Here is a 12,890-nt window from a genome sequence, read left to right as displayed (position 1 = left end):
CCGGTTTCAATTTCTACTTCTAAAAAGCGAGAAAACACAACGCCTACGCCGCGCATTTGCCCTGCAATATAAGTAAAACAAATAAATATGGCACATAAAATGGCCACTAAGCGCGCTGTGCGCGAGTAGTAACGGTCGCCAATAAAGTCAGGTACTGTGAACTTGCCGAATTTACGTAAGTAAGGCGCTAAACACATAGCGAGCAATACGTAACCGCCAGTCCACCCCATTAAGTAAACGCCGCCATCATACCCTGCGAACGAAATAATACCCGCCATTGAAATAAACGACGCGGCGCTCATCCAGTCAGCTGCAGTTGCCATACCATTAGCTAGTGGAGGTACGCCGCCGCCCGCTACGTAAAATTCGTTTGTTGAACCCGCACGGGCCCAAATTGCAATGCCGATATAAAGCGCAAAGCTTAAACCAACAATTATAAATGTGAGTGTTTGAACATCCATTACTTAGCTCCTATTCGTCTACGCCGTATTTTTTATCTAACGTATTCATTTTGAAAACGTACACAAAAATCAAAGCCACAAAGGTGTAAATCGCGCCTTGCTGGGAGAACCAGAAGCCAAGTTTAAACCCAAAAAAACGTACTTCATTCAGTACATCTACCAGTAATATGCCAAAGCCAAATGAGACCACAAACCACACTGCTAGTAATTTAAACAGTAGTGAAATGTTTTCAGCCCAATAAGCTTTTGCTTGTTCTTCGTCTTTAAAAGCCATTTTTATTTTCCCCTTTAAGCACCGCAGTATCGCGATGGGTGGTTTTTTATCTTCGCTACTCAATTTAGCAACGCAGCTCATATATTGAATTGAGACCATAGTCGTAACACCTGATTAACGTTTACGTAAACTGCATTTAACCTACTTAATAGAGAACGTTATTTTTATTTAATATCAGCATGTTACGCTTTTCATACTTGCTATACCTATTGCTGATTTACCAATCAGCTCACAAATGCGACATTAGTCTAATACGAAGGCTTTTTAATTTTTATTGTTATTATTCAGTAGGATATATTTTCACTTTAATTTACTATTTAAAATCAGCCCCCACACCTAAGCTCAGTTCTGGTATTGTGTAATAACCTCTTGGGTTGAGGGCCATTTAAAAATAATAAGGGTTAATAACACCATGACTGCCGTTCTGATTATTGTTGCATTAGGGTATATAGGGGTACTGTTTTGGCTAGCAAACTGGGGCGATAAAACAACGCCTTTGGCAAAGCGCATTAGTCATCATCCTTTTGTGTATTCGTTTGCAATTGGTATTTACTGTACCTCTTGGACCTATTACGGCTCGGTAGGCACCGCAGCCACCAGCAGCTGGAGCTATTTACCTATTTTATTGGGTCCGGCCTTATTGTTTTTTTTCGGGCAGGGTTTTTTACGCAAACTGGTTTTGGTTAGTAAAAAACAAAACATCACGACCATTGCCGACTTTATTTCCGCCCGTTATGGCAAACGCCAAACCACCGCAATTATGGTGACTCTTATTGCGCTGCTAGCCACTATTCCTTACATTGCGTTGCAACTTAAAGCCCTAAGCACTAGCTTTTTGCTATTGCAAAATAGCAATAAAATATCGGGTGCTATGCTGGCACTTTCTGCCACACTTATCATGGCATTATTTGCAATATTTTTTGGTACCCGCAAAGTCGATGTCACCGAGTATCGCTCTGGGTTAATGCTCGCTGTAGCATTCGAATCTTTAATCAAGCTTTTTGCATTAATGGCTGTGGCAGGCCTCGCTATTTATACATTATTCAACCTACCAGAAACCTCATCAGCTCAGTTAACCGAATCTGCTTGGGCACACTGGAGTAACTTTAATTTTTTTAGTTTTAATTTTATTGGTCAATCCCTTATGGCTGCCGCGGCAATTATTTGTTTACCCCGCCAGTTTCATGTAACCGTGGTCGACAACCAAAATAAGCGCCATTTAAATACCGCTCGTTGGGCGTTCCCCTTATATTTATTACTAACCGCAGCAATGATTTTACCTATAGCGACTGCCGCTATTCACCCAAATATTGGTATTGGTTATTCGCCAGACAGCTTTGTACTGGCACTGCCGCTAATTAACGACAACGCCTTTTTAACCACCTTTGTATTTATTGGTGGCCTATCGGCTGCAACTGCCATGATTGTGGTTGCAACACTGACTCTAAGTACCATGATCTCAAACGATGTAGTGCTGCCATTAATACTGCGTCGTAAGTTTAAACGTAACCTAATTACCACCAGCTATAAGGCACAAATTTTATTAGTAAGGCGCTTTACCATTGCCGGCATTTTAATATTGGCTTATTTTTATCAACAATGGTTTGGCCATAGCAGCGCACTGGCTAGTATGGGCTTAGTTGCCTTTTCGTTAGTGACTCAGTTATTGCCCTCTATTGTTGGTGGCTTATATTGGCGAAAAGGTCATGCCTATGGCGTTTATGCTGGTCTTTTAGCTGGTATAACCTGCTGGGTGCTGTTTTTAATGTTACCCATTTTAGATGCAGGTAATACCTTAAATAGCGAGTTACAACAAACACTCATCACTCGTGGAACACTCATCGCACTCTTTGCAAATATTGGTTGCTATATTAGTTTTTCTTTAGGAGCCGAAGAGCGCCTTATTGATAAAATTCAGGCCGCTGCGTTTGTAAATCCAAAAGATCAGGCCATTTTGTCTCGCCGTTTAAATAAAGATGTTAAAGCCACGGTTTACGACTTTAAAATATTGCTACAAACCTTTTTAGGCATACAACGCAGCCAACAAGTACTGGCTCATTACGCACTTGCGCACCATTTAAACGACAATAACGCTCACCCAGAGCCCGAATTTATAGCTTATTGCGAACGCGCATTAACTGGTGTTTTAGGCGCGTCATCTGCACAGGCACTCATTCATACGGTGTCATCGGGCAAACGCATGGCATTTGAAGAAGTTGTTAACTTTTTTGATGAAACCACACAAGCCCTACAATTTAACCAAAACCTATTATTTACCTCTTTAGAAAACTTAAGCCATGGTATTTCGGTTGTTGATAAAAACTTAAAGCTAGTGGCATGGAACAAGCGCTACAGTGCCATGTTTAACTACCCTGAAGGTTTTTTAGAAGTTGGCCAACCCATAGAGGATATTATTAGATACAACGCTAAACGCGGTGAATGTGGGCCTGGCGAAATAGAACGCCAAATAGAAAAACGCGTGCAACATTTAAAAAATGGTAGCTCTCATCACTTCATACGCCACCGTCGTAATGGCCAAGTGTTTGAGATGATTGGTAATCCACTGCCTGATGGCGGCTTTGTAACGAGCTTTTCTGATATCACAACTCACATAAGCACCCAAAATGCGCTTGAAGAAGTGAACATGGATCTAGAAAACCGTATTGAGGTGCGAACCCAAGAAGTACAAACCATAAATAAAGACTTACAAGCGCAAATAGACAGCCGAGTACAAACGGAGGAAGCACTTACTTTAGCAAAACGAGAGGCCGAACAAGCAAACGACAGTAAAACGCGCTTTTTAGCACTCGCTAGCCACGATATTTTACAACCCCTCAATGCAGCGCGTTTATACCTAGCTGCCATTGATGAAAAACAACTTGATGCCACCAATGCAAATAACTTTAATAAGCTTGGTGACAGCCTAGATTCGACTGTTCACTTAATGTCAGCCCTACTTGAAATAGCTAAACTAGAGCAAGGCGCAATGACCCCCACACCGCGCCACTTTTACATTGAAGATATTTTAGCGCCGCTAAAAAGTGAGTACGCTATTTTATCAAGTGATAAGGGGCTAAAGCTCACCGTGCGTTCTGGTGGCCAAGTTGTGCATAGCGATATCACCTACCTGCGCCGAATTATTCAAAATTTAGTGTCTAATGCTGTTAAATATACTGATAAAGGACGCGTGTTAGTGGCATGTAGAAACCGAAAACATAGCCTGCGCATTGAAGTATGGGACACAGGCCCTGGTATTAGCGACGTTGAACAAGCCAAAATATTTAACGATTTTTATCGCGTCGAGTCTGGCGACAACAAAGGCGTAGGGCTGGGCCTTGGCGTGGTGAAGCGTATGGCAGATTTATTAAGTTTAGAGCTTGATGTGCACTCAGAACCCGGTAAAGGCAGCCGCTTTAGTATTGACGTACCCTATGGTGACGCCCAGTTTGTTCAGCAAAAAAGCGCAGCGAGTAACCTAATAGAAAACCGCACCGCAATAAACATTATTGCTGTAGATGACGATCCAGAAAATCTCGCAGCTATGGCAAGCTTACTTAAAAAGTGGCAAGCAAATTATACCCTGTTTGATAATGTCGAAAACGTCATGTCGCATGCTAAAGCGCATAGCGCACCGGATGTTATATTAATGGATTACCAGTTAGGCAATGAGTGCGATGGCATCACTTTAATTAAAACACTCAGAGAAATATGGCAAAGCGACATTCCGGCTATTTTAATTACCGCAGTACGCGACACCGAACTTAAACAAGAAACAAAAGCAGCTAATATTCACTACTTAAGTAAACCTATTAAGCCGGGTAAATTAAAAGCCCTGCTTAATCACAGCACTTAATTTGCAACTTAGTTAATCGCAAATAAAAAGCCCAGTACGTTTACTGGGCTTTGCTTAATAAAGTGTCTATATATTTTATATTGTTTTTGAGCGGCTTCTAAGCTTTTGAAATAACCAACTTAGCCCAACTAACGAAAGCCCTAAACCAATAAACGACAGGGCTTTTAACAGCCCCGTTAAATTAGCCATATCAATTAAAAACACTTTTACAATAACAGCCGCAAGTAATCCTAAGCCTATTTTTTGAATAAGTAACTGGTTTTTAAGGTGTCCGAATATAACCGTACCAGCGCCCAGTATTAGCCAAATAACAGAGTAGCTATACAACTCTTCGTTACTGGCCCCTTTTGATAGATAAATATAAGCCCCTTGCCAGTATTGACGAATAAAACTATTAATGGCAATTAAGCCAAGTATACCTGCAACACCAAGTACAAACGGCGCTATCTTAGCGTTTATAGGTTTAATAAGTGAGTATAACCAAACCGTTAAGCCGGCTGGTACTAACCAAAGTAAAAACAGCCAATTAAGTACTGGGAGCTCACCAATATAAATAGAGGTTAATAACGGGTTATCGTCGAGTAGTGTTTTAAGTGACATAAAGCCAGCGCCGCCTGCTAATAAACTCCCTGCAATTTGATAAAGCTTAGCTAAACTCCCCGCAATACGTGCACGATGCAAATAAACGCAGCCCAGCGCAAGCCAATTACAGCTAAGCAAAACTTGCTCATAAAAACTAAGCGCGTCAAATTGTGGGGAGTGCCCCACTAACTGGTAACTGGTTTCGGTTGTAATGAACAGCGCAAAGCAATGAAGCGCGGCCCCTTCTAACCACACTTTTAATTGCGATGTGTTATAGCATTTGGCAGTGGCAAAAAATAATGCGGTACACAGCGGATATACAATAATACTCCAGTGCAAGCCAAATAATGTAAGAGCGTCGTAACTTGGTGTCCATGGCGCAAGCGTTAACCGTAGTAATAAAGCAGCCACTAGCGCTTTAATAGGCCAATGCGGCATAGGCACATTATAGCGCTTTATGAGCACACTAATTAACAGTACTTGAATAGCTAATGCAATGGTTAAACCGCTGTCGCTTAGAAGCATAGTTATAGCTAAAGTAATATTCGCATTTGCGCCTACCCAGTAAGTAAAACGCTGAAACAACGTTGTATTATGCTGCGCACACTTAATTAAAATAGCCGCAACCACACATAATACAAAAGCCCAAAGTGGATAAGCGGTGCTTAACGCATTGTTTGGAATTAGTACATACAAGGTACTTATCATGACAAAAACGCTAAATGCCGCAGTAATATGAAACGCTAATCGTTTTACCTGTTTTTTACCAAAATAAAGTCCGTACGCCATAAAGCCAAAGCCAAGCAGTAACCCTAAGCCGTATTCGCTTTTAAATATAAATAATCCATCATCAAAAAAAGTGGATAAAGAATTCATTTGCTCTGCGCTTATAATCATTAGCGTAGCAATAACGAGTGATAGCCCTTGCCATAGATCCCAGCGACTATTTTTAAGTACTAAAAATAATAACAATCCAATACTTAATACACCGATAGTTTGCCATTCTAAATTGTAATAGCTTATCGACATGGTAAAAATTAGCGGAACTATAAAGGCAAGGAGTAAAAGGTGATCGGGGAATACTTTTATAAGGCGCTTCAAAGAGTGCGGACGAAGTTCAATACTTTTTAATTTAAAACCCAAACGCGGCAAAGCAATCAGGCCAACAATACTCAGTAATGCAAAGGTTGCAAGTAACCAAGGTGTATTACTTTTTAGCTGCATTATTATAAAACCAACTAAATACCAACCAATATGCCCTGCCCACATTAAATACCAAAGCCAAGCTCGCTGCACTTTGTGTGCAACCAAGGATGCCGATAAACTAACAAAGCCAACATACATAAATAATGCAAATACGTTGCTACTACCGGTATTAACCCAAATAGGCACGCTGTAAGCACCAATAATTCCTAGCACCGCTAGCAATGGCCCAAGTGTTATTGCCATTATGCTCGCACTTATGGCAATAATAGCTAGCACAATAAATGCAGTTGTAGGGCTAAGCATTTCATAGCTACTGTAAGCTAAAAGCGTTAATGCAAAACAAGTTATAAACCCGCCACTGGCAAGTGCTGCAGGTATGTAATTATTAAAGCCTTCAAAAATAATACGTTTATAATGTAAATAGCTTGCAGCTATGATCAAACCTACCCCAAATAAACCACCTAAGCTGAGCCTCATTATGGGTGATAAAAGCCCTGCTTCTAAGCTGTATTTAGCTAAAAATATGCCGCCAAACGCAAGCGCTATTGCGCCAATCCAGGTCATCCAATTTTGTTCAAACCCGGTGCGTAGTTTTTCAAACACGGAGGCAATAAATAAAGGGATAGCGGGGTTCGCTTTTATTGATTTAACGTTAGGCGTTACAACCGTATTTACTGGCTCATTTTGCGCTGAATTACTTTTTGGTAATGAGCTGGGCTCTACTTCATAAGCAGTAGATTGTGCACTTAAAGGCGCAACGTGTTTTGAGGATGAAAAAATTTTTGTATCAGAATGATCCGCACTTGGGCTTGCCTGCAGCTTGACTACTTTAGCCCTTAAAATCGCGATTTCTTGCTTTAGGCCGTTTACTTGTATTAATGCAATTAATCCACACAAAGCACCGGTTGCAATAATCAGCATGACTATCACTATTAACCCAATAAAATCATCCATGGCACACTCTTATTATTTATTATGTCATGAGTGTACCTAATTATTACTAAGCCGTTAAATTTTGCTCAATAAAAAGCCTAAATACACTCTGTATTTAGGCTTTTAACTCTCATTTTATTATTCAACACTGTCTGTAATTGTGCGCTCTAAAGACATTTTATAACCCGTTGCTGTGGTTTCGTCATGCTCTAAAATTAATATGTAATTTCCCTCTTCAGTAAAATCCATATCACTTTGTTGAATAAGTACAATTTGCTGTCCGTTATCTTCGTAAACTGCGTAAACTGTATAAATTTCGTTATCAACTACTTGCTCTTCTTGATCGTAGCGGTCTATGCCATCAACTACATTGCTGGTGTCGTCGACCGTTTCTCCATCAAGGGTAAAGTACACATCAATGTCGGTCACCGACTGCCCTGCGTAACTCTCAATAAGGTTAACAACCGATACAGTATGGCTATAACTGCTTGGTGTTAAATGTTCTTCAACACTCATCATGCGTAGGCCATTGTCGATATCGTTATAAAAAATGCCAACCGCGCTTTGCTCACGTTCAAGCGTCATTAAAAAGTTATCGGCTAGTTTATTACTTTGCTCATCAAACATCGCCACACTGTAACTGTTTGGCGAAAGCTCTATGTAATCTGTATACGCATCGCTTGATACCGTATTTGTTGGGGTTTCTGTAGTACCACGCGTTACACTGAAGCTAACTGGTGAATAGTCATCAAGGGTATTAATAAAACGTAATTGCCCTAATGCCGATTGGTGTTTAAGTTCAGTAACATAGTTATTGTCGGTTACTACATCAAGCGTAATGCCACTTAGCTCTGTGGCATAACTTGGGCGGATAATCGCTACGTAGCTTGCCTCATCATACAAATAAACCGATGACGACTCGTAAACTACATCACTACTGCCCGCGGGGGTAATAAAAATAGTGTAATATCCTTCATCTACACTTTGTAAGTCTAATTCACTTAAGTACTGCGCAGATGCAAACAATGTCGCGCTTTCAAATACGCCATCGTCTGTTGCAAGATAAATATCGTAGCTGGTGTCTTCACCCGTAATATTAAAAAAGCCAAGATTAAACTCACCCGTATCGCTACTAATAGGCACCGTTAACTCTGTAAAGGTGGGTTCAGCAAAATCACCACTCATGACAACTAATTGCGTTTTATCACCTTTAATTGAAATTTCTTGGTCGCTAATAGTAATGTAGCTATCGTTAGCGTCTAAATATTCAAAGCTAACATCAAATGTGCCAGTGCTGTAATTATGGCGGGTGGTGACTTCTGCAAAGTCGGCGCCTGAGCGCTCTGTTTCTTCAACAAACAAGCGCGTATAAGGGCTGTTGTATGAGCCATTATACATTTGAATATAACCTGTAGAGCTTGCGCTATCATCAGAGCCACAGCCAGATAAAACACCAAGTAAAGTAAGAGGTAAAGCAACTTTTAAAAGAGGGTTGGTCATCAAGGGGATTCCTTATTATTAATATCCCCTCTACGACCTTTACATTTTAATTTAATTTCATGCTTTACAAAGTATTACCTAAGCTGACATTTACTTACGAAAACGTAAAAAAGTGTAGCAAATGTGCAAACAATAAGGACCCGCTATTTACGGCTTTGTTGCGATTACGAATCGGTTGCGACCACTATTTTTAGCTTTGTATAAAGCTTGGTCTGCGCGTTTCATTACGCTGTCAAATGATTCGTTTTTAAAACGTTTAGCTACCCCAATACTGGCACTAGTATAAAGCTCGTCGGTAACCTCAATAGTGCGAGCACTCGCTAACACCGACTCAGCAAACGCCTGCATTTGTTCTAAAGTGCAGTTTGGTAGGTAGCCTGCAAACTCCTCACCACCAATACGCGCAAAAATATTGCCGTCTTCAAATAGAGCGTCTATTTTACTAGCAAAAGCTTTAAGCACCTTGTCGCCCTTATCGTGGCCGAAGGTATCGTTAATAGATTTAAAATGATCAATATCGATAATGATTACTGCATACGATTCGTCTGTCTCGTTTTCAACGTATTCGTAAAAACATCGGCGATTGTAAACTTGGGTAAGATCGTCAACTATAAATTCTTGGGCTAGTCTATTGTGCATTTTTTGCATAAATAACATAGTTTTAAATAAGCCATAAGCAGTAATAACAACCCCTACAGAAATACATAAGTCTTTTATGTACAACGTGATCCATTGTGGTTGAACAACAAGCTCGTCAAGCACATCGGTGGTCATTCCAACTATCCATAGCATTAATCCAATGGTGACATACTGGTATGCTTTTTTAGCTAATTTAGAACACTGCACAACCCAAAAAACCGTCATTATGACAATAAGATTTATGAACTCACTAGCAAAAGCAGGCATGCTTTTTCTAGCGCCTACCAGTGGGAAATAGGTGAAGTTGTAAATAGTGAAAACCACTATAAACACTAGCAGCGCAAACATAAGTAATTTGTTCAACCGCGTTATACGAGTAAAGCGGGTCAACTTAAGGCTGACAGTTTCAACATTCATCATATAAATAGATTACACTTGAGCTAATAAATCATCTTTAAGAATTATAACACAAGATAGAAATTTAGCCTTAAAGTAAGGTACTAATACCCCACCCCATTAAAACTAAAATAGTTAAACTAATCATGGCTTTAACTTTATGTTTACTAATTATACGTTCAGCTTGGTTTCCTGCGTAATACACAACAATAGCAAGCCCAAAGTAACGAATTGAACGAGCAATTGCGCTGGCTAATAAAAATAACCCAAGAGAGTACTTGGTAGCGCCCGCAGCAAGCATCGCTATTTGAAATGGGATGGGTACTATTCCTAAAGTAATAACAAACCAAAAACCTTGGTTGTGCATTTTTTGTTTAACATTTTCGAACTGTTCTGGGCTTGAAAAAGCGCTGATCACCCAATCGCCAACAGCATCAAATAAATAATAACCAAGGGCATAGCCAAATAATGCCCCCACAACACAACCCAGCGTTGCCATTAGTGCAATCAGCCACAGCTTTTCTCGCTGTGCCTGCATAAGTGGCACCATTACAGCCTCAAGTGGAATGGGAACAATTGTCGACTCTAAAAACGACGCAATCGTAATGCCGCTGAGCATATGCTTTGACTCTATAAAATTACGTGTTTTTTGTTTTAGCTTTTTTTGTAAAGCCATAAGTCGCTCCTGCTAATTGCCCATTGCCCTGTGTTTACGTACTTATATTGACACAGCTAAGTTAATACAACCTGAAACACGCTTTAAAAAGCAATAAACAATCACTTAGCAATAGCGTTAACAAAATAGCAATATTTATAAGAATATTTTATTATGTGCCAATGCAGTTAAATACCTACCAAAGCAGTTAAAAATTTATGCAAAATGCGCGTTTTATCCCCTTTCGTAAGCAAGATATTATTGAAATGTGTAGCAATGAACTTGACAGCAATACACAAAAAACCTCGTTTAAACAGTTTTGTGACCTACTTGCTAGCCTTATTCATTATGATTATCACGAAACGCTTGAGTCGCTAAAAAATAACTATGCGCCCTTTGATCCTAATAGCGATACACGCTCTTTAGCGCCTGTATCGAGCGATCAAAAAGCGCAGTGCCAACGCGAATTTGCCAAAGACTTTGCTAAGGTTTTAAATGCCGCTAATTTTGAAGTCATTACCAACGAAGATTTACAAGATGCTTTAAATGAGGAGTCATTATTTAAAGTACGTCTTGAGGTAGAGTTTGACGACTTTGAAGAAGTTGTTTTTTATCGCCGTGGCGAATCACAACTTACTGAAACAATAACCAGCTTTTGGGGCCTACGTAAAAAGCCGCTGCACTTTACCAATTACGACCGCGTTGCGGTGTTTATTCGTTTTAAAGATAAAGCCTACTTTGAGGCTAAGAATAAAACGCCTTTAGGGTTTGAGCCAAGCTCAACCATAGTTAAGCTATTTCAAAATGTACCCAAAGCCGATCTTGAAATGCTATTTCCTAATAGCGAAGTACGCATGCGCCCTATAGACAAAGTGATTATTGGCTCGTCTGCTTTAGTGGGTGGTGCTGTAGTATTAATTACAAAGCTAGGCGCATCAATTTTATTATTGTTTGCTTTGATTGCTTTTTGGGGCGGCTTTTCAGATAAAGCCGTAGAAATGACCCAGCAACACTTTATTACCTTTGCTATTGGCATGGGAGTATTTGGCAGCTTTATTTTTAAAGAGTGGAGTAAATTTAAAAACCGTAAAATTAAATTTATGAAAGCGCTAAGCGATAATCTTTACTTTAAAAACCTTGATAATAACGCCGGTGTTTTTCATACCCTTATTGACGCCGCCGAAGAAGAAGACATAAAAGAAGCCCTGCTGGCCTATACATTTTTACTAAAATCAGAAAGTGGCCTGAGCGCAAAAATGCTTGATGAGCAAATAGAGGCATGGTTTAAATCAAAGTATAAATGCGAACTCGACTTTGAAATTAGCGATGCGCTTGAAAAGCTCACTCGAATGCGTTTAGTAACCTGCACTAACGATGTGTATAGCGCAATAAATTTAGATCATGCCAAAACCATTTTGGATGAGCGCTGGGATAACCTGTTTCAATATAATTAAAATATTTAAAACGACTTATTTCTAAAATCAGTAGGTGATACACCCACTGATTTTTTAAACCGTTTTGAAAAATTAAATATATTAGGGTATCCCACATAAGCGGCAATATGAGCAACAGGCCAGCGAGTATTTAGTAACAAGTTTTTGGCCCGCTTAATTCGTAAATAAATCAGCTGCTGCATAGGACTTTTACCAAATTGCGCTTGGCATAACCTATGTAAATGCGGTGCTGAGTAATGTACTTTTTCGCACATGGCGTCTATTGTCCAATCAAACTGCAGGCGCTCTTCTACCTCTAAAAACAAACTAGTTAACCGGTTGTGCCCGCCTATTTGCGGCTCGCTTTGCAACGTAGTGTTTAAGTAGTGACTTAAAATAGGCATAACGCCTTCACGTAAAGTAGCGTTACTTTCGCTGTATAAAAACTCCATTGCAAAGTGCAGCGGCTGTAATTTTTGATCATAAAGTACCAGCGCCTCAACTAAGTTTAAGTGTTTCCAACGATTAGTATTTGCAAGGTTTAACCAAATAACATCCCAATGCGCAGCATCAATTTTAACTTCAAAGCCTTGCTTGGCGGGTAACACAATGAGCGTATTCGCTGTCAATGTATATTGGTTATGTTCTGTAACCAGCTTTCCTTGACCTGATAACGTATAAAACAGTGTGTGCTCCAAAGGCGATGAGCGCGCAACACAATATCGCCCAGATAAGTTAGAGCACCCAGCTAGCGTAAGTTCCAAATCTGAGGCTTGTGCTAAAGCCGCTACGTCAATAAACCGCTCTATACAAGTAGGGCCAATATCAAGTACATCTACAATGGTGTTGCGCATAATTTAAAATGATAGTTTTGGATAAATAAAAGAGAGCTTTAAGCATAACCGCAACACATTATTTTTGCTATATTTAAGCCACTTTAATTGCCACACATGCAATA

At 39.9% G+C, this 12,890-nt stretch carries 9 protein-coding genes; 2 read left to right on the top strand and 7 right to left on the bottom strand.

What is annotated here, in order from left to right:
• The coding region (locus tag BCG07_RS08610) for a sodium:solute symporter family transporter (RefSeq protein ID WP_502694051.1) at positions 1 to 461 on the bottom strand (461 nt) is incomplete at its 3' end.
• Positions 462 to 471: 10 nt separating this feature from the next.
• Positions 472 to 735: a DUF4212 domain-containing protein gene (locus tag BCG07_RS08605; RefSeq protein WP_004586074.1), complete on the bottom strand. Its 264-nt coding sequence runs from the start codon at positions 733 to 735 to the stop codon at positions 472 to 474.
• Positions 736 to 1,147: 412 nt separating this feature from the next.
• Between BCG07_RS08605 and BCG07_RS08600 the strand changes: the two genes are divergently transcribed.
• The gene (locus BCG07_RS08600; protein WP_286889819.1) at positions 1,148 to 4,588 is read left to right on the top strand and encodes a PAS domain-containing hybrid sensor histidine kinase/response regulator; all 3,441 of its coding nucleotides are present in this window, start codon (positions 1,148 to 1,150) and stop codon (positions 4,586 to 4,588) included.
• Positions 4,589 to 4,663: 75 nt separating this feature from the next.
• Here the strand turns inward: BCG07_RS08600 and BCG07_RS08595 are convergent, their stop codons facing one another.
• From BCG07_RS08595 to BCG07_RS08580, 4 genes are all read right to left on the bottom strand, one after another.
• A complete protein-coding gene (locus BCG07_RS08595) occupies positions 4,664 to 7,330 on the bottom strand; it encodes a DUF2339 domain-containing protein (protein WP_286889817.1) in 2,667 nt (888 codons plus the stop codon).
• Between the two features lie 117 nt (positions 7,331 to 7,447).
• On the bottom strand, positions 7,448 to 8,809 hold the full coding sequence (locus BCG07_RS08590) for a hypothetical protein (protein WP_286889816.1): 1,362 nt from the start codon (positions 8,807 to 8,809) through the stop codon (positions 7,448 to 7,450).
• Positions 8,810 to 8,956: 147 nt separating this feature from the next.
• Positions 8,957 to 9,865, bottom strand: a complete 909-nt coding sequence (locus tag BCG07_RS08585; RefSeq protein WP_286889821.1) for a GGDEF domain-containing protein — start codon at positions 9,863 to 9,865, stop codon at positions 8,957 to 8,959.
• A 70-nt stretch (positions 9,866 to 9,935) separates the two neighbouring features.
• The gene (locus tag BCG07_RS08580; protein ID WP_286889814.1) at positions 9,936 to 10,520 is read right to left on the bottom strand and encodes a YqaA family protein; all 585 of its coding nucleotides are present in this window, start codon (positions 10,518 to 10,520) and stop codon (positions 9,936 to 9,938) included.
• A gap of 197 nt (positions 10,521 to 10,717) precedes the next feature.
• Here BCG07_RS08580 and BCG07_RS08575 point away from each other — a divergent pair, with 197 nt between their 5' ends.
• Entirely contained in the window at positions 10,718 to 11,953 is a 1,236-nt protein-coding gene (locus BCG07_RS08575; protein WP_286889813.1) for a TMEM143 family protein, read from the top strand.
• Positions 11,954 to 11,958: 5 nt separating this feature from the next.
• Here the strand turns inward: BCG07_RS08575 and BCG07_RS08570 are convergent, their stop codons facing one another.
• Positions 11,959 to 12,786, bottom strand: coding sequence for a helix-turn-helix transcriptional regulator (locus BCG07_RS08570; RefSeq protein WP_286889811.1), 828 nt, complete (start codon positions 12,784 to 12,786; stop codon positions 11,959 to 11,961).
• Positions 12,787 to 12,890 lie beyond the last annotated feature (104 nt).

It is taken from the genome of Pseudoalteromonas sp. ESRF-bin5 (assembly GCF_002632075.1).
Lineage (GTDB): Bacteria > Pseudomonadota > Gammaproteobacteria > Enterobacterales > Alteromonadaceae > Pseudoalteromonas > Pseudoalteromonas marina.
Note: the sequence above shows the minus strand (reverse complement) of the source record. Positions and strands in the feature narration are given on the sequence as shown.